The organism is Bacillus changyiensis (assembly GCF_027706145.1).
Taxonomy (GTDB): domain Bacteria; phylum Bacillota; class Bacilli; order Bacillales; family Bacillaceae; genus Bacillus; species Bacillus changyiensis.
On sequence record NZ_JAQFWW010000001.1, the window covers coordinates 988,349 to 1,012,437 of the forward strand.

Below are 24,089 nucleotides of genomic sequence, written 5' to 3' on the forward strand. Positions count from 1 at the left end.
AGATGATTTAAGACAGGTGGAAGTTTTCTTTTACGAATTGGACCACTTCTTCTGTCGTACTCATCGATAAAATTTGTTCTTTAAAAGATTCTGTCTCTTTTTTAGAAAGTTTGCTGATCTGTGTTCTCGCCGGAAGAATCGAAGTTGCACTCATTGAGAATTCATCTAGACCAAGACCTAAAAGAATTGGGATCGCAATTTCGTCACCGGCCATTTCGCCGCACATTCCAACCCATTTTCCTTCTTTATGGGCCGCTTCAATTACAATTGTAATTAAGCGAAGAATGGCAGGGTTATATGGCTGATAAAGGTAAGAAACTTGTTCATTCATCCGGTCAGCAGCCATTGTATATTGAATCAAATCGTTCGTTCCAATGCTAAAGAAGTCAACTTCTTTTGCAAATTGGTCAGCAATAACCGCTGAAGCTGGAATTTCAACCATCATACCAACTTCAATGTCATCAGCAACAGTTTGACCTTCTGCTTGAAGTTTAGCTTTTTCTTCTAAAAGAATAGCTTTTGCTTCTTTAAATTCGTTGACAGTGGCAATCATTGGGAACATGATTTTCAGGTTTCCATATGTACTTGCCCGTAACAACGCACGCAATTGTGTTCTGAAAATCTCCTGTTCATCAAGGCAAAGACGAATCGCTCTGTACCCTAAGAAAGGATTCATTTCTTTTGGTAGTTCTAAATATGGAAGCTCTTTGTCACCACCGATATCCAATGTACGTACGACAACAGATTTACCTTCCATACGCTCAAGAACCGTTTTGTAAGCATCGAATTGTTCTTCTTCAGTTGGAAGCTGGTCTCTGCCCATGTATAGGAATTCTGTACGGTAAAGTCCGACTGCTTCGCCTCCATTTTCCAAGACACCTTTTACATCATCAGGTGTTCCAATGTTGGCAGCAAGTTCGACATGGTGACCGTCATTTGTAACCGTTGGTTCATTGACAAGCTTGGCCCACTCAGCTTTTTGTGCTAAAAAGCTTTGATGTTTTTCTTCATATTGTTTAATTGTCTCTTGTGAAGGATCAACGATCACATCGCCATTTATACCATCAACAATCACAAGCACACCATTTTGAAGTTCCTTCGTTGCTACTTTTGTTCCAACAACTGCTGGAATTTCCAATGAACGTGCCATTATCGCTGAATGTGAAGTTCGTCCACCGATATCTGTTGTGAATCCTTTCACAAAACGACGGTTTAATTGGGCTGTATCAGACGGTGTTAAGTCTCCAGCTACAATAATAACCTCTTCAGAAATCAGGCTCGGATTTGGAATGTCAACACCGAGAAGATGTCCTGTGACCCGTTTTGTGACGTCACGAATATCAGCTGCACGTTCCTGCATATACTCATTGTCCATCGATTCAAACATTGACACAAACATGTCAGCTGTTTCTTTGAGAGCAAATTCTGCATTAACAGAATCAGATTTAATTTTGTCCTTCACAGGGTTTAAAAGTTCTGGATCGCTTAATACTAATAAATGTGCAGAAAAAATTTCGGCTTTATCTTCACCAAGCTCTTTTAAAGCGTGGCTTTTAATTGTTTCAAGCTCTTTTTTGGACTGTTCGATAGCTTCTTCAAAACGTTTGACTTCTGCCTCAAAATCAGAGATGTTTTTCTTTTCAACTGTTAAATTCGGCTCCTCAAGCCGGTATGCTTTTGCAATCGCAATACCGGCTGAAGCACCAATACCTTTCATTTCAAGCATTATTCGCCAAGTCCTTCGCTTTTCATAGTATCTTCAAGAGCAGAAAGTGCATCGTTTTCATCAGCGCCTGAAGCAGAAATCGTAATTTCAGCTCCTTTTGCAATACCTAGTGACATAACACCCATAATTGATTTAAGGTTTACGGTTTTTCCGTTATATTCCAAATTAATATCAGCATCATATTTGCTTGCTGTTTGTACAAGAACTGTCGCTGGACGCGCGTGAATTCCTGAATCTGCAGTTACTTTAAATGTTTTTTGTGCCATTTTTTATCAATCTCCTTTTAATTAAAGCTATAGTACATTCACAATATTATATCATACAGCCGTACGTGTCATCTGACAAGTACGGCTATTTTGTGAAAATTTATATACTGATGATGTCTTCCTGAGCGAGTGTGACAGTTCCTTTTGCCTTAATATTGACACTTTCACCCTCTTTAAGGTTTGTGAATACAACAGGTGTCATTAATGATGGAACTTTATCTTTCACATTCTCAATGTCGACTTCAAGCAGTTTTTGCCCTGGCTCAATCCGATCACCTTCAGAAACGAACGATGTAAAACCTTCACCTTTCAGGCTTACTGTATCGATTCCAAAGTGAATTAAAATTTCTCTACCGCCATCAGATTGAAGACCAATCGCGTGTTTTGTCGGGAAGACATTAATAATTTTCCCTCTGACAGGTGAGACAACAGTGCCTTCTGATGGAAGAATTGCGAATCCGTCACCCATCATTTTTCCTGAGAATACTTGGTCAGGAACATCTGTAATTGGGTGAATTTCACCAGCAAGCGGTGAAACAAATACTTCTTCACCCGCTTCATTTTGCAGAGGTTCGACCATGACATCTTCAATTTGTTGTTCGACTTCATTAGCTGGAGATACTTTCACAGGCCGTGGTGTACGTCCTGCCATAATATCTAGCATTTGTGATTTTAAGTTTTCAGATCTTGGTCCAAAAATCGCTTGAATATTATTTCCGACTTCAAGGACTCCTGAAGCACCAAGTTTTTTCAAGCGCTCTTTATCAACCTTCTTCTGATCGTTGACCGTTACACGCAACCTTGTAATACAAGCATCAAGGTGTTTGATGTTTTCTTTATCACCCATGGCAGTCAAAATTTCATAAGGAAGATCTCCTATTGGCTTGCCAGCTTCAGAAGCTGGTTCAGCAGCTGCATCCTCACGTCCTGGTGTCTTTAAGTTAAATTTGCGAATCGCAAATCTGAATCCGAAGTAATAAATGACCGCCAGTGCTAACCCGACAGGAATAACGAGCCACCAAGCTGTCCGGTTAGGCAGAATACCAAACAGGAAGTAATCGATCAAACCGCCTGAGAAGGTCATTCCGATTTTGACATTTAATATATCCATTAACATAAATGATAAGCCGGCAAAGATACAGTGAATTCCAAAAAGGACTGGTGCAACAAATAGGAATGAGAACTCAATCGGTTCAGTAATCCCTGTTAAGAAAGATGTTAATGCAGCAGAACCCATGATACCGGCAACAAGTTTTTTGCTTTCAGGTTTTGCTTCATGATAAATCGCAAGTGCTGCAGCAGGAAGTCCAAACATCATAAACGGGAATTTACCAGTCATAAATGTACCCGCTGTCAATTCAACGCCATCTTTAATTTGCGCCATGAAAATTCTTTGATCACCGCGGACCAATTCTCCAGCCTTATTGGTATAATCAAAAAATTCATACCAGAACGGAGCATAGAAAATATGATGCAGACCAAATGGGATCAATGAACGTTCAATGATTCCAAAGACAAAGGCAGCAAACGCTTCATTTGCAGCAAGCAAGTTTGTTGAAAAGCTGTTTAATCCTCCTTGAATTGGCGGCCAGATCACCAACATAAGCAAACCAAGGATCAATGCACAGACAGATGTAATAATCGGTACAAAACGTTTACCGGCAAAGAAACCTAAATATTGCGGTAGTTCAATTCTGTAAAAGCGATTAAACATCGCAGCTGCGAGAACACCAATGATGATCCCGCCGAAAACCCCGGTGGCTAATGTAGGTATTCCAAGCATTGTCGTATATTGCGGGTGGTTTTCAGCGAAAAAATGTGCTCTTTCAATTGCTTTTTCAGGTATTGAGCCAGTTTTAATTAACACCGCACTCATCGTCACATTCATCACAAGATAGCCGATAATAGCAGCGATACCAGCAACACCGTCTCCATTTGCAAGACCGATTGCAACCCCGACAGCAAATAGCAATGCTAAGTTAGAGAATATGACGTCTCCTGAACTTTCCATCACTTTTGCAACCAATTGAACTGCATTATGCTTTAAAAACGGTGCAACTTTAAACATTTGCTCATTTTGCATTGCATTACCAATTGCTAGCAGAAGCCCTGCAGCTGGTAAAATAGCAACTGGGAGCATGAGCGCCCGCCCGATTTTTTGTAGAACGCCAAAAAATGATTTAAACATAGTTTTATTACCTCCTCTAGGGTAGTTTGACCTTGCTGCAAAATTTCATTACAACATATTCAAAAGGCATTTTTTAACATTTTAACCGTTTACATTTCATCAACAGAACACAAAAAAGGCATGAGTGAATATGGGTATAGAGAAATAAAAGACAGCGTCTTCATTTCTTCCCTTTTTTCACTCATGCCTGATCGAATCAGTAACACGTTATAAAGGCGTTATGAAATTTTATTAGTCAAACGATACAAATGCAATGTCAGGTAAACGGCTTCTGCCTCATGAACAGGTTTCTTGAGCGCTTGCTGCAAGACCTTGATCATCTTCCAAGCAGTATTATAGCATAATGGATATTCCGTTTTCAACAACAACATTAATTTTTCTGGTTCTTGGATCGGTTCCTCCCGTTTAATTCTGTCAATTGTAAATCGCAGATGGCGGATCAACCGCAAATAATTAACACTTTCTCTATTTACTTTCATCTCGAAAGCGTCTTCAATCATTTGCACAAGCTTTGAAATTAACTGTGAATGTTGATTTACTTCTGACAGAGGTCGGTTCGTCAAAGCGCTGTGAATATGAAGGGCAATAAACCCGATTTCTCCTTCTGGAAGCTTGATGTCTGACTGTTCATTGATCATCTCAACAGCTTCTTTGGCAAGTTCATATTCTTTTGGATAAAGCGATTCTGTCTCAAGCAAAAATGGATTTTTCATATCAAACCCTTTTTCTAGGCGCATAACCGCAAATGCGATATGGTCTGTCAAAGCGACATGAATATGTTCATTTAACGGCTGGCCACTTTTTTGTGCAACATGATAAATCACGTCATTGGCGATATCAACCATTTTTTCATCAACATACGAAAGGAGTTTCTTATACTGGGTTTGCTCTTTATCATCTTCTAGAACAAACATTTTTTCATAATTCTCATGTTCAATAAGATCTCCACACTTTTTTCCAAAACCGATCCCTTTTCCAATCAAGACAACCTCACGATAATCTTCATGAAGTGCGATTAATACGTTGTTGTTGAGCACCTTTTCAACCGTGAAGGATCTATTCACGATCCTCAACTCCTTTGTCATTCGATCTATCATATCGTACAAGACTCATGAAAGCGCGTCAATTTTTTTTTAGAAATTTTGATGAAAAATGTCGAAACTTCACACCCATTAGATCATAAAACATAACGATTTTCATAGCAAAAAAAATTAAAGGCTTGCTATGGTATGCATTTCACACTTTAAGATAAAACCGTACCGGTACTGATCACGCTCTAATGGGAAAGGAGAGGAAAAAATGGCTATCTTTATTTTGATCCTCTTATGTATAACGATTGTTGTATCAGCAAAGGCGGCAATGAAACCGCTTAACGAAAAACATAAAGTCAAACCGTTCCGTTCTTTTGATGATTTTTTTATTTCTAAAGATTGACACACAAAAAGACCCTGTAGAGTTGTTTTACTCTATAGGGTCACAATGATTAACACTCTTTATGAAATCACTGTTAACTGTTTCGGATAACGGGTCAGTGTCTCAGCTCCGTCTGAAGTGATAAGTACATCATCTTCGATTCGAACACCACCGATTTCCGGCACATAGATACCTGGCTCAATTGTGTAGACCATTCCTTCTTTTAGTAGTCCGTTATTGTTATGGCTCATCGATGGGTATTCATGCGCTGAAATCCCGAGCCCATGACCAAGACGGTGTGGAAAATATTCTCCGAACCCTGCGTTTTCGATGATGCCACGTGCTTTCAAATCAAGATCCCCTATTCTCACCCCTGGCTTGCTCATTTGAAGTGCAGCCAGTTCAGCTTGAAGAACTGTTTCATAAATATCTTTCTGCTGTTGGTTGACCTGTTGATAGACAAGCGTTCTCGTAATATCTGAACAATATCCATCAATGATGACCCCTAAATCAAACAGGACAAAATCACCGGTATTGAGCGTTCTGCTCCCTGGATTCCCGTGGGGCTGACCTGATTTCTCACCGAACAGAACCATTGTCGAAAATGACATCCCTTGAATTCCTTTTTTCTTTAATTCATATTCGATTTTAGCAACAACTTCAATTTCAGAAATACCTAATTTTAAAGCATTAGCTCCCACTTCAACTCCATAATCCGCAAGTTTTGCCGCCTCACGAAGAATGCTAATTTCTTTTTCATCTTTGACAACACGAAGTTCGTTTAGTTTGTCTTCTACAGAAACAAAATCCGCACCATTTGTTACAGTTCTCAACATGTCTACACGCAAGAGTGATATCGTTTCTTTTTCGACTGCTACTTTTTCAAATTGCAAGTTGCGTTTTTTCAAAGTGGCTGAGATCAGTTCCCACGGATTTTCATGATCTTCATACCCAATGATGTCAGATGTCCAACCGGCTGTTTTCGCCTGACTTGCCTCCATTTGCGGACAAACAAAAAACGGCTCTTCATCCTGAAAGACAAACACACCCATCAACCGTTCATGAGGTTCTGTATAAAAGTTTGTTAAGTAAAAGACATTCTCTTTCGAATGAATAAAAGCTAATTGATAATCTTTTTCTTTCAGCCAGGAAGAGATGTATTCAATTCTTTCCAATTCGCTTCCTCCTTTTTAGATCAATTATTCCACATCTATTGTATCGTTTTTCTCTTGATTTGTCTGGAGATTAAGATTTTAATAGTCTTAATCCGTTTAAAATCACGAGCAGTGTACTCCCTTCATGACCGATAACACCGAGCGGCAAATCAAGAATTTGCAGGAAATTAACGCAGATGAGCAGACAGATTACAGTTAAAGAAAAAACAACATTTTGTTTTATAATTCGATTCATTTTTCGTGACAACTTGACCATTTTTGTCAAACCTGTTAAATCATTTTTCATTAAGACAATATCAGCCGTTTCCAAGGCAACATCTGTCCCTCCACCCATCGCAACTCCAACATCTGCTGTAGCAAGTGCTGGCGCATCATTGATGCCATCACCAACCATCACAATCGTTCCGTATTGTTGTTTCAACTTTTGCGTTTCCTTTACTTTACTATCTGGGAGACATCGAGAAACAACAATACCCAAACCCGTTTCCTCTGCAATTGCTTTAGCCGTTTCAGGCTGGTCCCCAGTCAACATTGCTGTATGAATCCCAAGTTGATTGAGTTCGTTTATTACCGCTTTGGCTTCCGGTCTGATTTGATCTTTTAAAGCAAAACATCCGACAACACGCTCACCTTTTTTTACATATACAAGCGTTTTTCCTTGTGCAGCAATGGTTTGAACTGAAGCTTTAAAAGACTGATCATTTTGTTTATCTTCCATGACAAATTCAGCTTTACCGATTTGCCACATTTCTCCTTTAAATTGCGCTTTGACGCCAAAACCTGATGTTTCTTGGATTGACACAGTTATGTCTGGATTCACTCCTTGAGCTTCTGCATATTTGACAATCGCTTGTGCAAGCGGATGATTGGACTGCTTCTCAATTGAAGCGGCCGCTTCTAAGCATTCCACCTCTGTCATCCCAAAAGTCAATATCAAGTCTTCAACTGCAGGTTTGCCATTTGTGATTGTTCCTGTTTTGTCCATCGCGACTATTTTCGTTTCACCAAGTTTCTCAAGAAAGACACTTCCTTTGACAAGCAAGCCATGTCTTGCCCCATTTGAAATCAGTGACAATGCAGCCGGCATAATTGAAGCGACAAGCGCACAAGGCGAAGCGACTACCATAAAGACCATCGCTCTGTAAAACGTCTCTCCCCAACTCCAACCAAGCACGAAATGAGGTAGAAACAAAAGCAATCCAACAGCCAGCAACACACCTTTTACATACATATTTTCAAAGCGTTCGATAAAAGCTTGTGAAGGTGAAACGCTGTTTTGCGCAGACTCTACCAATTTCATAATCTTTTTAATGAGCGAGTCTTTGTTCGCCTTTAGAACGCGTACTGTCAAAGATCCGCTTAAATTAAAAGTCCCTGAAAATACTTGATCTCCGATCGTTTTTTCTACCGGAATCGACTCGCCTGTAAGAGCGGATTCATCAACACTTGTTGTCCCTGATTCAATTTCTCCATCCGCAGCGATCCGCTCACCTGGTTTAACTGAGATCAAATCACCAGCCTTCAATTCCTCGGCTGCTACTTTTTTTTGACCTCCTTCTTCAAGCAAAACGGCTTCCTCAGGCTCTAATTTCATTAGCAATGTTAAATCTCGTTTACTTTTGTCGAGAGTGTATGTTTCAAGAGCACCGCTAAGTGAGAATATAAAGATTAAAATGGCGCCTTCAGCCCAGTAGCCGATTACCGCAGAGCCGATTGCTGCAAAAATCATTAACAGCTCAACATTTAATGTCTTCTCAGTTATGGTTTCCATGATCCCCTCTTTTGCTTTTGCAAACCCACCAATACAAAAAGCGAATAGAAAAAGGATGATTGATAATGTTTCATGACCAGAAAAAAACCATCCACTAAGAATCAATGCGCCTGATAAAAGCGCAGCAACCAATTCACCATGTCTTCTCCAATTCTCAATCAGCTTAAATTTATGTTGTAACTGCATTTTCTACGCCCTCCCTAATTGATAATGTAAATCATCATCAATTTCCTTCTAAAAAACAAATTGCCGCCGTTAGGCAGCATTTTAAAAGCTTTTATGAAACGATTATAGCATACATCTATCATCTTTAAAATTAATAATTATTACAATTTACATTTGATAATAATTATCATTAACAACTGTAAAAAAAAGCTGGAAAACTCAGCTTTTTTTCTCAGACCATGCTTTCATTTGTTCAACAGTGATTGGTCCAACAATTGATTTTTCCAATTTCCCTTTTTCATTTAGAAAAAAAGTAGAAGGAATTGTAATCACTTGATACTTTTTCATTATTTCACCTGTTCGGTCAAACACGATTGGAAATGATAACTGATTGGCTCTAATAAACTGTTTCACCGCTCGTTCGTTTTGTTCGGCATTCAACAAGTTAATCGTGATCAATTGCACATCTGACTGATGTTGGTCATAGAAGGACTGAAAACGTGGTAATTCCTCTCGACACGGAGGACACCAACTGGTCCAAAAATGGATGATCGTTTTTCGACCTTGTGCCGGAACCTTAATGCTTTGCCCTTCTATTGTTTTCATCTCCATAGCAGAAGCTTCCAGCTGAAATCCTACCAAAAACAGAAAGATGAGTGAACAGAGAATGATTCCTTTTTTTCGCATCTGATCTTCCTTTCTTTTTTGTTTAGCTTCCCACGAAAACAAAAAAGTATGAAGTCAAGTCAGCGGCTTTCAATTGTTGGTGCACCTGTTTTATTTGTCAACAACAAAGAAACTCCTAATTGTTTGCAAATTGTCATATAGTGAAGGGTTGTCAGCAAAATCATCCCTGTATTCATTGCCAAAATGATGCCGACCATTTGCAAACTTTCCATTGATCCAAACAGATACATCAGCAAAAATGAAACGATACTGGCCCAAACATTATGATAAAATGCATCTTTGACAAGCCCAATTCCAATTAAACAAGCTTGCAAAGGCATGACAAAAAAGTGAAATAAAAAATACGGCCATAACAACTTTAAATAAAGAGCAGCTTTAATTGAATCAAAAAACAAATGGGTCAGCGGTTCTGCAAAATGATACATCACTAGAATAGACGGTATTCCGTAAAGCAACGTAATGAGAATCGCTTGTTTAATCCGCTTAATCACCTTGTCATACTGCTGATAGGCATAGCTTTCAGAAATACTTGGAATCATGACAACCATTAATGAATGAGCGATAAAAGCCGGAAAGAAACCAATCGTCATCGCAACACCTGAAAGCATACCAAACTGATCAATAGCTGCCGTGCTTGAAACACCTGCAACTAGCAATGTCCCTTTCACTAAAAAAGGTTCAATTGCATTGGCAATGGCATGAAAAATCCGTAAACCTGTGGTGGGGATAGAAACAGTCAGGAGCCGTTTCAAGACATCGTTTCTCCGCAAATGAACATGTCTCCCATCAGCAACTGCGCGTCTCGCCAAAAGAAACTGGGAATACAAGTAAACAAACACAACCACTTCACTTGCAAACAGAACAAACAATGAAATAAGAACTGATGTATGTAATGAAAAGGAATACCATTGAAAAAACAAAAACAAGCCGACAAGCTGAAAGATTTTTTTCAGTCCATTCGCTATTGCAATTTTCCCCATTTCCTGAACACCCATAAAGTAGCCGCGTGCAATCGATGTAAATGCAACAGCGGGGATCATCCCGATCACAATTCCTCTAATCAAGGGATGATAGGAGTCAAAGACAGGAATGAATGGAAGAATGATGACCGCTATCGCCGTAGAAAAAACGGTACAAACTGCTGTCATCTGAAAAGCATGTTTTAACATACTTTCATGTAACCTCGGATTAGATTCCGCAATAAATTTTGATATCGAAACAGGCAACTCAAGACTTGCAATAACCACAACCAAAAATATCGAGGGCAAAACACTCATATAGAGCCCCATGCCATGCTCTCCAAGTTCCCGAGCAAGAATCATGTTAATGACAAACTCTAGGCATTCCGCAAAAAATGCGGCTAGCGACAGAAGAATAATTCCTTTCACAAAACGGTTCATGAGGTCTCCCCTTGTCTCACTGATTATTACCTCATCATATGAGACAAGTCTAAAAATTATTAAAAAAAGCCTTCTCACCATGTGAGAAAACTTTTTAACTTCTCGGTTCTTTCATATATTGAAAAATGATGTCACCACCACGTTGGGCAACACCGCGGAAGTGCTTGAAATCTTCCTGTTTTGTCAAAATAGATCTAAAAAACAAAAAATCTTCCTTTTTCACACAAAGTTCGTGAATGTTGCCTTCCCTTAACTGTTTTATGAAATCAATTACATTCTCATCTGTCAATCGCTCTCTCCCCTTCTTTCTCTTATGACGTTACTATATCACTTAGTAGTTGCCGATTACAATCACCGAACTTGTATATCATATCGCTTTACTTCTCAATGAAAATATTGCAAAATACTTTCAATAGGTTATTTTCTTAAAAGGAGAGGAAGTCGCTTTGAAAATTGCAAAAGTCGGAAATGTCATCGAATTTAAAAATGGACTGACCGGAGTTGTCGAAAAAGTTAATGAAAACTCAGTAATTGTCGATGTCACCATTATGGATAATTATAGAGACCTAGAATTGGATTCTTTAACAGTCGTCAATCATAAAAACTATAAAATTATAAAAGACTCCTTACATTAAATCGCCCATTCACAAGAATTCCACTCAGAACCTTAAAATGCACTTCGCAAGTTCTTCCAAAAATTGAAAAACCGTTAGACTCAGTGTCTGGCGGTTTTTCCCGGTTCTTCTACATCGTTGCCCTTGTGACATCGCCTCTGAATAGTCGGAGCGTTTTTACAATCTCTCCCGCCGTATGACATAAGGCGGTAATCGCTTCTGCTTTATGATCTGATAACTGATAAACAATGTCTAAAAAAAGCAATTCCGTTTCTTCTAAAGTTGACACAGCCGCCGTGTTATAAATATTGATGTTGCTGAAGCCAAGCGGTTCAAAAATGGCGGTGTCAATATATGGTTTGAATCTTTTTATTAATAAAGGCAAATTAGACAGGCATTGAGTGAAACTTTCGACACCTTTACGGTACTTTTCAGTATCTGATTCTACCTGTTCTAAATCCTTGACTACTCCATTAATGCTCTTCTCAATTTTACCATCCCAATCTGTAAATAGTCCGATTAATTTATCAGGAATCGATCCTGCAACAGCTACCGCCTTTACATCAATAATTGCTTGTTCCATAAATGCTTCAAACACTACTAACGTTCTATAGGCGGAACCAAGCACAGGGTTTAAAAATAGACTAACAGAACTTACAAAATTAACCATAGAACTATCAACATGCTGAGCTTTTACTTTTAAACGATCTTTCAAATAGTCCGATTGTTCACATTCAGCTTGAACTGATGCGGGAACTGATGTTTTTTGTTCCTTAGGTGCTTTACGGTTTCTAATATCGTTGGCAGCGCCTTGATCACTGTTTTGGAAACCTGTAGCCGCTGCATTTACTTGCTTAATAAATGTGCTCAGCTGGCTTTTTAACTGCTTTTCATTTTTGCCAACAATCACCAAATGCTTGTACACTTCATCAGCAACCGCATCAGTCAAGCCATTAACTGGATTGACAAAAACATGGGAAATCCCTTCAGTGATCAGTCCCTTCAGTGCATTTGACAAATCATCGATACCATCTTTGATGTCTCTCAAAAACCCGCGAATTCCATCGCAAATACTTTCAACACTAATGTCGGTCTGTGTAATATGTTCGATCAACTCAGCCGGCGGTGAATTCAAGATGGAGTTCAGCGAACGGAACTTTTCTTCAGCCATATCTACCCAATCGATGATTTGATCAATAAAGCCTTTTAATAGATTCGCAGCTTGAGTAATCCCGGTAAATAATGGATCGCCAAATGCACTTTCAAAAAAATCTGCCACCTTCTCTTGAAGATCAGCCTTTCGTTTAGGTTTCATCTTTTGTTCATGTTTAACAATCTCATTGGAATTTTCAATATACTCAGAAACATAACCAAGACGTCTCATCACATCTGTTTCCAACGACTTCGCCAACAAGTCGAGACTAGCTTTATTAATCTCAATCTTCGTTGAGCCGACATTTCCGTAAAGAGGCTCGCCTGTCCAAATACTTGTCACGATATGGTCACTAGCGGAAACATACACTTTCCCATGACCCGGATCCCCTTTTTCACCGATTTCAACTGTTTGGTCTTTATCGTCAATCCCACCCATTTTATAGCCCATATGGTTAGATAATATAGAGGAAATAAGCGGAACCCCATTATCTATTTCAATTACTTTTCCGGGAATTCGGTCAGCAATCATCGCACCAGTCTCCGCAGATGTCAGCGGATCATACTTACTGAAATAGTTTGTGATATTCGGATAATCTTCATCATGATCGACTTCCCCTTCAGGCAAGACCGACGGATTAATTGTCACACACTTCAAATCAGAGTGTTTCACAGCCACATAATTCGCCAAACCACCGCCAAGCGAATTGCCGCAGACTGATGTTAATTTATCACCATACTCTTTTTTCATTTTATCAAAATAGTCACGTGCTGCTTTAAACTGTTCATGTGTCCTACCTATGGCAAGTTCTTTATCGGCGTCAAGGTCTTGGTCTCCATTGGCTATGTTTGTGCCTTGGTAGACGATGGTAATTTCGCCTGTTGTTTCATTTAGGACTGTCATGGCGTCAAGGCCATTTTTGTTATCTTGTACTTTATTTACTACTGTATATTTATATCCGTTTACATTAACTGATTGCTTCTTGCCAGGCATATTATAAGCATGATATCCTGCAAGTTCTACTAAATTTTTATCTTCACTAATTGGTTTTTTATTTTTTGCATCTTTTGTTTCATCTCTCATTTATATAAATACTCCTACTTCTTGATAATGTCTTTCGGATAAGTTCGTTCAAGCGTATTGTCTTTTGAATTGGAGCCAGCTCTTTTGCTAATCGTATTATCATTTAAAAAGACACTGTATTGTCCAGGCGCAAGTCCCTTCATATTTTCTATATCCTTTACAATCTGATTAAAAATGGTTTTATCTGGTTCAGTGTTTGGTTTTTCCATATATAAATCGATGGTGACATAAAATGATTTTGGATCCATTTCGGTATGTTTGAGTTCTTTTTTCCAGTTTTCTTTGCTTTTATTTGGATCTTTTAAATATTTCAAATAAACTTCATCAAAACTATGATCTGCCATAGTTATATAGTAATAACTCGTAGTAAAACCCGCTGTCTTTAAATTATTAACTGCTTCTTGTCTAATACCAATAACTGGCTCTTTTTTCACTGTTTTATCTAAGTAATCATCAAGTTTTTTAAGCTCTTGATCAAAAATCATCGCATAGATACCACTTTTAATCGCATCCTCAACTTGCCCTTCCTGGGAAAAAACCTTATCTGTTAAAACCTTTTTCGTTTCTAGATCGATCGGAACAACGGCATATGTATGAAAATGCGGTTCACCTTCTGATTCAACAAATACAGTAGCTGCTTGAAGCGCACCAACAATGTTGTGAACTTTCACCTTTGTTTTATATTTGTCTAAGAAAAATTTCTTGACTGCTTTTTCAATTTCAGTGTGATGGGCTTTGGCGATTCCGTCAGTTTGTGTTCCTCCATCAAGTTTAAGACCTTGTCCTGTATAATCTTGAACACGGGCAAAATGTTCTTTTTCAAATTGTTTTTGCTCTTCTTCAGCGGTCATTTTTTTATCATGTTCACCATGCAAATTCATACACCCTCCCAAAAGTAATGGAATTCCAATACTTAACGTTATTATTTTTTTAAATTTCAAAATTACCCCTCCTTAGTTTGAGGTTTTGCTCGAATTGTTTCATTATAGAATATTAGTCATTTTATTTGTATGATTTGATACGCACTTTTGCTAAGAAAGTTAATAAATAAGAAGTTAGAACTATTTTAAAGGATTAAAAAATTATAGGTTTCGATACTTTTGATTTAGGTATTTTATATCATGTTGTATAATTCATATTATATTTAATATTATTAATGTTCTGTTTATTTTGTTGAGTTTTGAATGAACCGTCACACACTTCAAATCAGGGTGTTTCACAGCCACATCATTCGCTAAACCACCGCCAAGCGAATTTCCGCAGACTGATGTTAATTTACTACCATACTTTTCTCTCATCTCGTCAAAATAGTCACGTGCTGCTTTAAACTGTTCATGTGTCCTACCTATGGCAAGATCTTTATCGGCGTCAAGGTCTTGGTCTCCATTGTCTATGTTTGTGCCTTGGTAGACGATGGTGTATTCGCCTGTTTCTATGTTTTTGACTGTCATGGCGTCAAGGCCGGTGGAGTCTTTATATACTGCATTAACTACTTTATAAATATGTCCGTCAACATTAAGTTTTCGTTTTTCTGTAGGATTTTTATAAGAATGGTATCCTGCTAGTTCTACTAAATTTTTATCTTCACTAATTGTTTTTTTATTTTTTGCATTTTTTGCTTCATCTCTCATTTAATAAATGCTCCTACTTCTTGATAATGTCATTCGGATCAGTCCGCTTGTTTTTGCTCTTCAGCGGTCATTAATTCACTATTAAATTAATGGGATTCCAACACTAAAATGTAATTAAATTTTTAAACTTCAACATTTGATATTAGTCATTGTCAGAACCCCACAAAAATAATTATTTTTTTGAATTGGCTGATTTTCCAACCAGTTTTTGTTCTACGTGTACTTCATATATACCTGGTGCTATATCATCCTTTTTCTTTAGATCGCCAATGATTTTTTTTAAGGTTGGATGATCATCCTTCAACTTTTTCGTTTCCAAATACAATTGAATGTCGATCTTTATTTTTTTATCATTTATTTGATGTTTCGTTAAGATTTTTCGCCATTCCATTTTGCTTCGTTTAGGATTTTTCAGATACATTTTGTTAAGGTCAACACCGAAGGCATCAGAGGCTATGGATATATTGTAATATGGTGTACTATAGCCGTTACGACGATCTTTTTGCTTTAATGCTTTGACATGATATTTCGAAGTCGCTTTTTTCAAATAGTTGTCAAGTGTTTTGAATTCTTTATCACAAGCCATTGCATAAATTCCAGTTCTAATCGCATCCTCAACATCATCCTTTTCTGCATTGACCTCAGCTAGAATATGATCTTCATCGAGCATAATAAGGCTGGCTTCTGTATAAAAATGAGGTTCCCCTTCAGATTCGACATACACTCTAACACTATTAACCTTTCGAACGATTTGATTAATCTTCACCTTTGTTTTATATTTATCAAGAAAAAACTTCCTAACCGCTTTCTTAATTTTATCGTGATATTTTTCATCGGCCTTTTTTTCCTTTAACATTTCATCTCCAAATTTTTGAACACTTTCTAATTCTTTTTGATCAAGTTGCTTTTCTGGTTTTTTCATAGCCTGACATCCAGCTAATAGTAATAACGCTGACATGCTAAGTAAGATTATTTTTTGATTCTTCACTATAAAATTCCTCCAACATTTTTTCGAATCGTTTTATTATAAAACAACCATATATCATTAGATATGTATTTTTCATTCAAAAGAGAAGAATACGAATTTAGAACCACATAACAGATGCAGAAAATAGGTATATTTCATTACTAACCAATCAAACTGATTTAAGTTTGCTTGGCTTGAATCAGTCTTCAATATTATTGTCGTCTGTTTTAAAGTGAATATATGGGAATTAGGGGCCAATGAATATTTCTGGAGAAAACTTAATACTATCATTGAATTTCATTTAAAAAATTGTATATTTATGGTATCACGAAGAAGATGTTGTAAGAGAAGCATATATGGATAAAAATGAAACATGTGAAAAACCAACAAGTTATGATTTTGTTGTCACTTTAGCTGGATTGGTTAGCACAAATATGGTGAATCATCAATTCAGAAGAACATGGGAAATCGGTTTTGCCATTTTGCCCGAATACTCGGGAAAGGGTTATGGATGTGAAGCGGCACAGCTTTTGTTACAATTTGCGTTTGAAAGATTGCATGCACATAAAGTTGTCGGAATGTGTCATACACAGAATAAACGTTCAGGAGCCGTGATGAAATATCGGAATGACAAAGGAGGTTACTTTTAAAGAAGAATTGTTTTGGCACGATCAGTGGATTGACCAAGATTATTTTTTTGAAAAAGATTACTTCGAAAGCTCTCATTAATGGATAACACAGAATACAGCCCAGCTCAGGATGAGCGGGCTACTGTTTTGCCCCATTAACTTTTGTAGCGGGGACCCCAGCAATTGTAATGTTTTCTTCGGTAAAAGATTTATTGACAACGGCGTTTGCTCCAATTTTAATTCCATTTGCTATCTTAATTTTGCCAAATAACTTCGCACCAGGTCCAATCCAAACATTGTCACCAATCGTCGGAACATCATATTCGTCGTGATTCTGTCCAATATTAACTCCTTGATGAATATCACAATTTGTACCGATTTTTGCATTGCTATTGACGATAAGTAATCCGCAATGGTTGATCCTTAGCCCTGGGCCGAACACATTAATTGGGATATCAAAACCTAGTTTTAACCCTTTCTTTTTATGTAAATATCTATAAATCTGTTTTAGAAACTTTGAATTGGTATTCGCATAGTATTCATATTTTCTAAGACAGATTTGATATTTCCAAATATCATCCCCTAGCAACCTAGGTTTTCGGTGTGAGATTCCTAAAGACTTTTTATCTTGTTCTAGATAATAGTGCAATTCTTTCTTTGTTGAGATCACAAATAACACCTGCTTTTTTTCATAATTTTAGCATACAAACCCTTATTTGTAATCAAACTTTCCTCATGATATCAAAATTGAATCCCCTCAAAAATCCCACAAAAATAAGACTTGAATGTTTCAAAACATGCAAATATCACATACCTAAATAATAATAGACGCACTCAATCGTACGTCTACTTCACAGGGAAATCACAAAACATCATATAAAACCGCTTAATTGCGTGGTCACACTCCGACCACAAAACGTCACACAACTCCACTACTACCGATTATCAATCGTCTCCGGATACAAATCATGATTCATCAAGCGGTATTCTGCCATTTTTTCATATTTTGTGCCTGGCTTACCGTAATTTGTGTAGGGATCAATTGAGATTCCGCCCCTTGGCGTGAATTTCCCCCAGACTTCAATGTAACGTGGGTCCATTAATTCAATTAAATCATTCTTGATGATGTCCATGCAGTCTTCATTGTGGAATCCATCAATGAAATGCCGATATATCAACGGTTTCACACCCGGTCACACTGTGGTCACTCTCTATCGACCAACTCGTCCAAAGTTCCGACCAATTCCGCCTGCATCGAAGGCAACACGTGACTGTCGTTCCCAGCGTCGTTTTGATATGCGCATGACCTAAACGCCCCTGAACAATCTTCGGACTTATACCGATACTGATTAAGTACGTCGCGTGAGTATGTCGCAAATTCTTTGGCGGAATTTTCGGGAGCTCAAGCCGTGCAATTAACCGAGTAGATGCCCGTCGATAGTGATTGGGATGCACCCACTTTCCGTGCTTCGTACACACTACGAGATCATAGTCGATGTAGTCTTTGCCGAAGATCTCTTTTTCGCGCTGGATCATTTTCTTATGTTCAATTAAATATTCGATAAAGAATTTCGATAAATGCACTGTCCGAAAGCCCGCCGTAGTTTTGTCCTAGGGAACTAATCCGTAATTGCCCTTGTCATCTACCTTCGCGAGAGTTTGTCATTGTTAAATAACCCTTTTCGAAATCTATATCGGACCACCGCAATTCGAGACCCTCCCCCATACGCATAACTGTAACAAACGGATAATACCATCCCGATAAAATAACGAGTTAATGATACGATTGCGAGCATCCAAAAACGCTTGTACATTCGCCTCGTTCCACACTTTAGAAATGCGATTTTCGGGCGGAAGGTTTATATCGTCAAGGATTGCAAGGGCAAAGGCTCCTTTTCGGAAGGCTTTCTTTAAGACTTCGGCAACAATACCGAAAGCTGTCCGGATGGTTGCCGGCGCAAGTTTCTGTTCGTTGTGAAGTCGGTTAAGCGAACCGAGCCGACACAGCTCTCCTTTAATCGTTCTGCGGCACTGTAATATGTCCTGAAGCCCCTTCGCCAAGTAATAACCGCGAACCACATCGAACTTTCCTTTCTCTATCTCGTGATACTGATCCGACAGTTCTCGATCGACTTCCGACTGTGCCGCTCTCAATCTATCAAAATCGCGTTCTATCTCGGCAGCGGTGCCTTTAAATGATCGAAATAGATTTCGGCTAATGATCGGTAATCTTTCTCTTTGCGGAATAAGTTCATTCCGACTACCTCTTCTATCATATTAGGTTTCCATTCTCGTCTAATAAGGCAGACAACGCTAGCTTAAAGACGTACCATCCGTTAGAGGTGACTCTCACGAAACGGAAGAAGAATAAAACGGATCTTAGAAACGACCTAGGCATATCATCGTCAACATTGGCGAAGATGACTGCCGGTGAGTTTGTTGCCTTAAAGGTTATTGCACAAATATGCAAATACTTAGATTACTCAATTGAAGAGGTCGTCCAGTTTGAGTACATTAACGACGCATCGAATTAGGTTGACGTCTTTTATATTGTCGTCTTTTATGAAATACTTAAAGTTTTCTCATTTTTTTGTCTATTCTCACGAAAATTGTAGTAATATATTTACAAATAGGAAATAAAAAGGGAGAGGTGGAAATGGATCAATTAATACCCTCGTCAAAAGTCGGAGTCAAAATCCACGAATGGTATAAAATGGTTAGACAGTTTAGTGTTCCAGATGCGGAAGTTTTAAAAAGTGAAGTCGAAAAGGAAATTCATGAAATGGAAGAAGATCAGGATCTACTCCTCTATTATCAACTAATGTGTTTTCGTCACCAATTAATGTTAGACTATTTAGAACCTACAGAAGAACGGAAAAACAGACCTTCTATTGAAGAGTTGTTACGCCAAATTGAAGAGCCACGAGAAAATTTAAATGGGCTTCTTCAATATTACTCGTTCTTTTTTAGAGGAATGTATGAGTTTGAGCAAAAACAATATATCTCTGCGATACAGTTTTATCGCAATGCTGAAAAACAATTATCATACGTTCCTGATGTGATAGAAAAGGCAGAATTTCACTTTAAAATCGCAGAGGCATACTATAATATGAAGCAGAATCATGTCTCGATGTATCATATATTAAGAGCCTTAAAAATTTATGACAATCATGAACTATATACAATTCGGAGAATTCAATGCCTGTTCATTATTGCAGGAAATTATGATGACTTTAAGTGTCACGATAAAGCTTTACCTCATCTTAATTCTGCCCTCGAGTTAGCAAAACAGCAAGAAAATCAGCGACTGATCAGTTCTGCTTATTTCAATTTAGCAGACTGCTATGACTGTATGGGCGATTTAGACACTGCTGTTAAGTATGCTGAAAAAGCTGTTGAAATCAATATCAAGCAAAAATATAATAATTTGCCGCATTCTTTATATTTCTTTTCTCAACTCCTTTTCAAGCAAAAAAATTATAAGCACGCACTTAAGATGTTTCACATCGGCATACAAACAGCACAAGAATATAAAGATTCCTTATTTACTTCCTTATTTGAATTTTTAGAAGCTCTTTATATTTATTCTGCTAATAAAACTGAAATTTTAAAGGTATTTAAGTACCTAGACAAGAATAAAATATATGCATACATGGAAAGGTTGTCATTTGAGGTCTCGAACTGGTATCTCGAGAGAGAAGATTACCAAAACTCTAATGAGTTTCTTCGTAAAATGATTTATGCACAAACACAAATAAAAAAGGGTGATTGTTTATATGAGTATTAAAAAATTAATTGTTCCTATTCTGGCTACCGCAGTACTTACACTGGGAATCAACTTCTTAACCACAACCTACCATTCAGACGAAACTTACCAAGTCGCCAATAGAAAACAATCGTAAGGAAACGCCCCTCTTTTGGGGTGTTTTTGATTTTTTAAAACACGCATTGAAAAACCTTCTAGCAAACCGCGTGACCCCTCGATCATTTTACGATTTATTACGTTTCGGTGTGTTATGTGTGTAAAGTCCGGTACCCTTTGCGTTCAGGACGGACAGACGGCCAAAATTCCGACCTATTAAACGAATGTACGTTTTTAGTTATTTTCGTACATAAAATGGATGAAAAGAACGTACAACCGACGAAATAAACGATATGAAATGGACACTTAGAAGGTTCGGAACAGAGCGAGATCGATTTCTTTTTGTATTCGGTATCAATACGGGATTGAGGGCGAGTGATATTGTATCGCGAAAAGTTGGGGATGTATGAGGAAAACAGCACGTTATAATTCGTGAGAAGAAGACCGGCAAAAAAAAGGTTGGTATTGCAGGACGAGATAAACGAATATACATACCATAGAATACGATGACTTCTTATTTCCTAGCCGCAAGGGTAACGGTCATCTAACAACCACGCAGGCATATCAGATAATGACGAAAGCTGCGGCAATGCTTGGTCGTGATGATGTGGGTGGGACGCACACAATGCGCAAGACATTCGGGTATCATCATTACAAACGTAATAAAGATGGGGCGACGCTTCAGACGTTATTTAATCATTCAGCCCCATCAATCACACTTAAATATATTAGGATAACAGACGATGAAGTACAAGCAACGCTAGAAGATTTCTCTTTATTGTCGGTCGATTGGCCAGCTTTTTTTGTGAAAATGGGGGGCGTGTCAAAAGCCGAGCGTGGGAAGACCTAGGCTTGTAACGAACATCAAGATACGATACGCAAGTCGTCATAAGCCGATCAAGATAAATGACTTATGCGATATTTGAACGTCAAATACAAAGAAAACCCCCACCGAAAAAGGCAGGGATCGTGATCACACATTCGTATTAATTTGGTCACCGCGTGGTCACAAGAGGGCCGTCGAAATTGTGACCGGTCACACTCCGACCACACAACTCCAAACGTAACACCCTACCGATTATCAATCGTCTCCGGATACAAATCATGATTCATCAAGCGGTATTCTGCCATTTTTTCATATTTTGTGCCTGGCTTACCGTAATTTGTGTAGGGATCAATTGAGATTCCGCCCCTTGGCGTGAATTTCCCCCAGACTTCAATGTAACGTGGGTCCATTAATTCAATTAAATCATTCATGATGATGTTCATGCAGTCTTCGTGAAAATCTCCATGGTTGCGAAAACTAAAAAGATAAAGTTTCAGAGATTTGCTTTCTACCATGTTTTGATCTGGGATATAACTAATATAAATGGTTGCAAAATCAGGTTGACCTGTTTTTGGACATAAGGATGTGAATTCCGGGCAATTGAATTTGACAAAATAGTCTCTATTTTGATGCTTGTTCGGAAAAGCTTCCAATACTTCGGGAGTATAGTTAAACAAATAGTCGGTTCCTTGGTTTCCAAGTAGGGTTACCCCTTCTAATTCTGAGTCTTTTCTTGTTGACATGTTGATCTTCCTTTCTTGTTAAACGCCTCGTTTATTTCCCCAGATCAAAGTATGGAGCTGAGGAAGAACGCGAACACGGTTTAATTCAGGGTCGCTCATCACAGCGGTAACTAGTTCTTCATATTTTCGCAATAACTTTTCGACGAGGTGCTCCCTTTCTTCTGTATGAATATCATCATTCCCAACTTGGAGATAAAATGGGAGATAGGGATAACGCTGATGAACACCTTTTGCATATTGAAGGTCGAGAGGTGTAAAAATGACGACCTTTAGGCTTGTGGCTGTCAGTCTGTCGTTTTGCTGAAGCATTCTCACAATTTCATCAAGTTTTTTGAAATCAGTTTTCATGATTGAGCTTGGCGGTTTCGGTGAGATTGTTAAATGATCGATTTTTGTAAACCAATCCTGATATATTGTCCCTTGTGTTTCAAGCGCTATTTGTATACCATTTTTTCGCAAAAGGGAAATCAGTTCATCTAACTGTTTGAACAGGGCTGGATTTCCCCCTGACAAGGTAACATGAGAAAAAGCGTCACCCCCGATGTTCCGCAGTGACTCATATATTTCTTGTGCAGTCATCCATTGGATGTCATGTTTCGCTGAGCCGTCCCATGTGAAAGCTGAATCACACCAACTGCACGAATAATCACAACCAGCTGTTCTAACAAACATCGTTTTTTGGCCGATGACCATCCCTTCTCCTTGAACAGTTGGACCGAATATTTCTAGAACGGGAATCGGTTTAGCCATGATGATCACCTAGTTTTGCTCGATAGTTGAGATAGCTTGTCGATGTTTCTCGAACAAAAACTTGGGCACAATAGGGCTTATCAAGCTCTTCCAAAAAGGCCTCAACTTCTTCATAGATCATTTTATCAACGACTTCATGTCTCACCACTTTATGCTCTCACCTCTTTCATTTTCATATATTCGCGATACCCGTTAGCCCGCAGCTTACAGGCTGGACATACACCACAACCATCGGCCATGACTCCGTTATAACAAGTAAGTGTCTCATGTTTGACGAAATCAAGGGCGTTTAAATCATCGGCAAGCTCCCATGTTTCTGCTTTATTCAACCACATGAGCGGTGTATGAATGACAAATGGACGCTCCATTGCTAAATTGACAGTTACATTGCACGATTTGATAAAAGCATCGCGACAATCCGGGTAACCGCTGAAATCTGTCTCACAAACACCTGTCACAATATGCCGGGCACCGACTTGATAAGCGAGAATTGCAGCAAAATTAAGAAAGACAAGGTTGCGCCCAGGAACAAAAGTGGACGGAAGTTCACCTTCTTTTGCTTCAATTTTAATGTCATCTCTCGTCAAAGCGTTTGGTGCCAGTTGGTTTAAAAGTGCCATATCTAATAGGTGATGTTTGACACCAAGCTTTCCCGCAATCTTTTTTGCAGCTTCAATTTCCTGAATATGCCGCTGATTGTACTGAAAAGTGACCGCTTCTACTTCGTGAAATTGTTTTAACGCCCATAATAGACATGTTGTACTATCTTGACCGCCGCTAAATACAACGATCGCTTTTTCCTGTTTCATAATTCCTCCTTCTCCGCCTCTCCATAGACTCTATCATCATGAAAAAACACCTTCCTAAAGGAAAGGTGTCCAGCAAAAAAACATGAAAAAAGGCCATACCCCAAGGATACAGCTTTCCTTAGTTTTTTATAGAGGGTTTTGCTAGAACCTCTCCCGCATTTTTTCAAGCGGATTTTGTTCAATTTTTCTTTCGCCATCTTACCATAAAACAAGACGATCGCCAAGTCTCCC

The 24,089-nt window shown here is 38.4% G+C and carries 24 protein-coding genes, 2 pseudogenes and 1 riboswitch; of the genes and pseudogenes, 6 read left to right on the top strand and 20 right to left on the bottom strand.

Annotated elements, in window-relative coordinates:
• Positions 1 to 7: 7 nt before the first annotated feature.
• The 4 genes from ptsP to glcT all read right to left on the bottom strand — a co-directional run bounded on the left by ptsP (position 8) and on the right by glcT (position 5,265).
• Positions 8 to 1,726 carry a phosphoenolpyruvate--protein phosphotransferase gene (gene ptsP, locus PDT38_RS05170; protein WP_270799497.1) on the bottom strand — a complete coding sequence of 573 codons (1,719 nt, stop codon included), beginning with the start codon at positions 1,724 to 1,726 and terminating at the stop codon, positions 8 to 10.
• A complete protein-coding gene (locus PDT38_RS05175) occupies positions 1,726 to 1,992 on the bottom strand; it encodes a phosphocarrier protein HPr (RefSeq protein ID WP_026586744.1) in 267 nt (88 codons plus the stop codon). The genes ptsP and PDT38_RS05175 overlap by 1 nt, the downstream gene beginning before the upstream one ends.
• A gap of 100 nt (positions 1,993 to 2,092) precedes the next feature.
• The gene (gene ptsG / locus PDT38_RS05180) at positions 2,093 to 4,180 is read right to left on the bottom strand and encodes a glucose-specific PTS transporter subunit IIBC (RefSeq protein ID WP_270799499.1); all 2,088 of its coding nucleotides are present in this window, start codon (positions 4,178 to 4,180) and stop codon (positions 2,093 to 2,095) included.
• Positions 4,181 to 4,398: 218 nt separating this feature from the next.
• A complete protein-coding gene (gene glcT, locus PDT38_RS05185) occupies positions 4,399 to 5,265 on the bottom strand; it encodes a glucose PTS transporter transcription antiterminator GlcT (protein ID WP_270800144.1) in 867 nt (288 codons plus the stop codon).
• Positions 5,266 to 5,479: 214 nt separating this feature from the next.
• On the opposite strand from glcT, the gene PDT38_RS05190 reads away from it, so the two are divergent.
• On the top strand, positions 5,480 to 5,614 hold the full coding sequence (locus tag PDT38_RS05190) for a hypothetical protein (RefSeq protein WP_270799501.1): 135 nt from the start codon (positions 5,480 to 5,482) through the stop codon (positions 5,612 to 5,614).
• Between the two features lie 59 nt (positions 5,615 to 5,673).
• Here the strand turns inward: PDT38_RS05190 and PDT38_RS05195 are convergent, their stop codons facing one another.
• The 5 genes from PDT38_RS05195 to PDT38_RS05215 form a co-directional block, all read right to left on the bottom strand.
• Positions 5,674 to 6,768: a M24 family metallopeptidase gene (locus tag PDT38_RS05195; RefSeq protein ID WP_270799503.1), complete on the bottom strand. Its 1,095-nt coding sequence runs from the start codon at positions 6,766 to 6,768 to the stop codon at positions 5,674 to 5,676.
• Between the two features lie 70 nt (positions 6,769 to 6,838).
• Positions 6,839 to 8,725 carry a heavy metal translocating P-type ATPase gene (locus PDT38_RS05200; protein ID WP_270799504.1) on the bottom strand — a complete coding sequence of 629 codons (1,887 nt, stop codon included), beginning with the start codon at positions 8,723 to 8,725 and terminating at the stop codon, positions 6,839 to 6,841.
• A 198-nt stretch (positions 8,726 to 8,923) separates the two neighbouring features.
• Positions 8,924 to 9,391 (bottom strand): endospore biogenesis thiol-disulfide oxidoreductase StoA, encoded by a 468-nt coding sequence (gene stoA, locus PDT38_RS05205; protein WP_270799506.1) that lies wholly within the window; start codon positions 9,389 to 9,391, stop codon positions 8,924 to 8,926.
• Positions 9,392 to 9,450: 59 nt separating this feature from the next.
• A complete protein-coding gene (locus PDT38_RS05210; protein WP_270799507.1) occupies positions 9,451 to 10,791 on the bottom strand; it encodes a polysaccharide biosynthesis protein in 1,341 nt (446 codons plus the stop codon).
• A 94-nt stretch (positions 10,792 to 10,885) separates the two neighbouring features.
• A complete protein-coding gene (locus tag PDT38_RS05215) occupies positions 10,886 to 11,080 on the bottom strand; it encodes a hypothetical protein (RefSeq protein ID WP_270799508.1) in 195 nt (64 codons plus the stop codon).
• Positions 11,081 to 11,237: 157 nt separating this feature from the next.
• Between PDT38_RS05215 and PDT38_RS05220 the strand changes: the two genes are divergently transcribed.
• Positions 11,238 to 11,426, top strand: coding sequence for a YkvS family protein (locus PDT38_RS05220; protein WP_172294426.1), 189 nt, complete (start codon positions 11,238 to 11,240; stop codon positions 11,424 to 11,426).
• A 109-nt stretch (positions 11,427 to 11,535) separates the two neighbouring features.
• On the opposite strand, the gene PDT38_RS05225 is transcribed toward PDT38_RS05220, so the two are convergent.
• The 4 genes from PDT38_RS05225 to PDT38_RS05240 form a co-directional block, all read right to left on the bottom strand.
• Positions 11,536 to 13,641 (bottom strand): SA1320 family protein, encoded by a 2,106-nt coding sequence (locus PDT38_RS05225; RefSeq protein ID WP_270799509.1) that lies wholly within the window; start codon positions 13,639 to 13,641, stop codon positions 11,536 to 11,538.
• Between the two features lie 14 nt (positions 13,642 to 13,655).
• A complete protein-coding gene (locus PDT38_RS05230; protein WP_270799511.1) occupies positions 13,656 to 14,582 on the bottom strand; it encodes a DUF1672 family protein in 927 nt (308 codons plus the stop codon).
• Positions 14,583 to 14,774: 192 nt separating this feature from the next.
• Positions 14,775 to 15,272 carry a hypothetical protein gene (locus PDT38_RS05235; RefSeq protein WP_270799512.1) on the bottom strand — a complete coding sequence of 166 codons (498 nt, stop codon included), beginning with the start codon at positions 15,270 to 15,272 and terminating at the stop codon, positions 14,775 to 14,777.
• A 172-nt stretch (positions 15,273 to 15,444) separates the two neighbouring features.
• The gene (locus tag PDT38_RS05240) at positions 15,445 to 16,260 is read right to left on the bottom strand and encodes a DUF1672 family protein (protein WP_270799514.1); all 816 of its coding nucleotides are present in this window, start codon (positions 16,258 to 16,260) and stop codon (positions 15,445 to 15,447) included.
• Between the two features lie 335 nt (positions 16,261 to 16,595).
• Here PDT38_RS05240 and PDT38_RS05245 point away from each other — a divergent pair, with 335 nt between their 5' ends.
• Positions 16,596 to 16,889: a GNAT family N-acetyltransferase gene (locus PDT38_RS05245; RefSeq protein ID WP_270799515.1), complete on the top strand. Its 294-nt coding sequence runs from the start codon at positions 16,596 to 16,598 to the stop codon at positions 16,887 to 16,889.
• A 118-nt stretch (positions 16,890 to 17,007) separates the two neighbouring features.
• Here the strand turns inward: PDT38_RS05245 and PDT38_RS05250 are convergent, their stop codons facing one another.
• The 3 genes and pseudogenes from PDT38_RS05250 to PDT38_RS05260 all read right to left on the bottom strand — a co-directional run.
• Entirely contained in the window at positions 17,008 to 17,538 is a 531-nt protein-coding gene (locus tag PDT38_RS05250; RefSeq protein ID WP_270799516.1) for a serine O-acetyltransferase, read from the bottom strand.
• A gap of 265 nt (positions 17,539 to 17,803) precedes the next feature.
• Positions 17,804 to 18,022 (bottom strand): annotated as a pseudogene (locus PDT38_RS05255) (preQ(1) synthase); the annotation flags it as partial.
• Positions 18,023 to 18,212: 190 nt separating this feature from the next.
• Positions 18,213 to 18,404, bottom strand: a pseudogene (locus PDT38_RS05260) (site-specific integrase); the annotation flags it as partial.
• An 806-nt stretch (positions 18,405 to 19,210) separates the two neighbouring features.
• On the opposite strand from PDT38_RS05260, the gene PDT38_RS05265 reads away from it, so the two are divergent.
• The 3 genes from PDT38_RS05265 to PDT38_RS05275 all read left to right on the top strand — a co-directional run bounded on the left by PDT38_RS05265 (position 19,211) and on the right by PDT38_RS05275 (position 21,580).
• A complete protein-coding gene (locus PDT38_RS05265; protein ID WP_317134944.1) occupies positions 19,211 to 19,402 on the top strand; it encodes a helix-turn-helix domain-containing protein in 192 nt (63 codons plus the stop codon).
• Between the two features lie 122 nt (positions 19,403 to 19,524).
• Positions 19,525 to 20,655, top strand: a complete 1,131-nt coding sequence (locus PDT38_RS05270; protein ID WP_270799517.1) for a Rap family tetratricopeptide repeat protein — start codon at positions 19,525 to 19,527, stop codon at positions 20,653 to 20,655.
• Between the two features lie 571 nt (positions 20,656 to 21,226).
• Positions 21,227 to 21,580 (top strand): tyrosine-type recombinase/integrase, encoded by a 354-nt coding sequence (locus PDT38_RS05275; protein ID WP_270800146.1) that lies wholly within the window; start codon positions 21,227 to 21,229, stop codon positions 21,578 to 21,580.
• 221 nt (positions 21,581 to 21,801) lie between these two features.
• Here PDT38_RS05275 and queF read toward each other — a convergent pair whose 3' ends face one another.
• The 4 genes from queF to queC are packed head-to-tail and all read right to left on the bottom strand — an operon-like array spanning position 21,802 to position 23,858.
• Positions 21,802 to 22,299, bottom strand: a complete 498-nt coding sequence (gene queF / locus PDT38_RS05280) for a preQ(1) synthase (protein WP_270799518.1) — start codon at positions 22,297 to 22,299, stop codon at positions 21,802 to 21,804.
• A gap of 18 nt (positions 22,300 to 22,317) precedes the next feature.
• Positions 22,318 to 23,049 (bottom strand): 7-carboxy-7-deazaguanine synthase QueE, encoded by a 732-nt coding sequence (gene queE, locus PDT38_RS05285; RefSeq protein WP_270799520.1) that lies wholly within the window; start codon positions 23,047 to 23,049, stop codon positions 22,318 to 22,320.
• Complete coding sequence (locus tag PDT38_RS05290; protein ID WP_270799521.1) at positions 23,042 to 23,197, bottom strand: hypothetical protein; 156 nt, start codon at positions 23,195 to 23,197, stop codon at positions 23,042 to 23,044. The genes queE and PDT38_RS05290 overlap by 8 nt, the downstream gene beginning before the upstream one ends.
• A gap of 1 nt (position 23,198) precedes the next feature.
• Positions 23,199 to 23,858: a 7-cyano-7-deazaguanine synthase QueC gene (queC, locus tag PDT38_RS05295; RefSeq protein ID WP_270799523.1), complete on the bottom strand. Its 660-nt coding sequence runs from the start codon at positions 23,856 to 23,858 to the stop codon at positions 23,199 to 23,201.
• Positions 23,859 to 23,970: 112 nt separating this feature from the next.
• A riboswitch (PreQ1 riboswitch) is annotated at positions 23,971 to 24,015 on the bottom strand.
• Between the last annotated feature and the right edge of the window lie 74 nt (positions 24,016 to 24,089).

Bases quoted from the DNA above. Each gene is read 5' to 3' on its own strand.
- PDT38_RS05245 (WP_270799515.1), top strand. From the start codon at position 16,596: ATGGATAAAAATGAAACATGTGAAAAACCAACAAGTTATGATTTTGTT.
- PDT38_RS05225 (WP_270799509.1), bottom strand. From the start codon at position 13,641: ATGAGAGATGAAACAAAAGATGCAAAAAATAAAAAACCAATTAGTGAA.
- queC (WP_270799523.1), bottom strand. From the start codon at position 23,858: ATGAAACAGGAAAAAGCGATCGTTGTATTTAGCGGCGGTCAAGATAGT.
- queF (WP_270799518.1), bottom strand. From the start codon at position 22,299: ATGTCAACAAGAAAAGACTCAGAATTAGAAGGGGTAACCCTACTTGGA.
- stoA (WP_270799506.1), bottom strand. From the start codon at position 9,391: ATGCGAAAAAAAGGAATCATTCTCTGTTCACTCATCTTTCTGTTTTTG.
- ptsG (WP_270799499.1), bottom strand. From the start codon at position 4,180: ATGTTTAAATCATTTTTTGGCGTTCTACAAAAAATCGGGCGGGCGCTC.
- queE (WP_270799520.1), bottom strand. From the start codon at position 23,049: ATGGCTAAACCGATTCCCGTTCTAGAAATATTCGGTCCAACTGTTCAA.
- glcT (WP_270800144.1), bottom strand. From the start codon at position 5,265: ATGACAAAGGAGTTGAGGATCGTGAATAGATCCTTCACGGTTGAAAAG.
- PDT38_RS05200 (WP_270799504.1), bottom strand. From the start codon at position 8,725: ATGCAGTTACAACATAAATTTAAGCTGATTGAGAATTGGAGAAGACAT.
- ptsP (WP_270799497.1), bottom strand. From the start codon at position 1,726: ATGCTTGAAATGAAAGGTATTGGTGCTTCAGCCGGTATTGCGATTGCA.
- PDT38_RS05270 (WP_270799517.1), top strand. From the start codon at position 19,525: ATGGATCAATTAATACCCTCGTCAAAAGTCGGAGTCAAAATCCACGAA.
- PDT38_RS05175 (WP_026586744.1), bottom strand. From the start codon at position 1,992: ATGGCACAAAAAACATTTAAAGTAACTGCAGATTCAGGAATTCACGCG.
- PDT38_RS05210 (WP_270799507.1), bottom strand. From the start codon at position 10,791: ATGAACCGTTTTGTGAAAGGAATTATTCTTCTGTCGCTAGCCGCATTT.
- PDT38_RS05190 (WP_270799501.1), top strand. From the start codon at position 5,480: ATGGCTATCTTTATTTTGATCCTCTTATGTATAACGATTGTTGTATCA.
- PDT38_RS05235 (WP_270799512.1), bottom strand. From the start codon at position 15,272: ATGAGAGATGAAGCAAAAAATGCAAAAAATAAAAAAACAATTAGTGAA.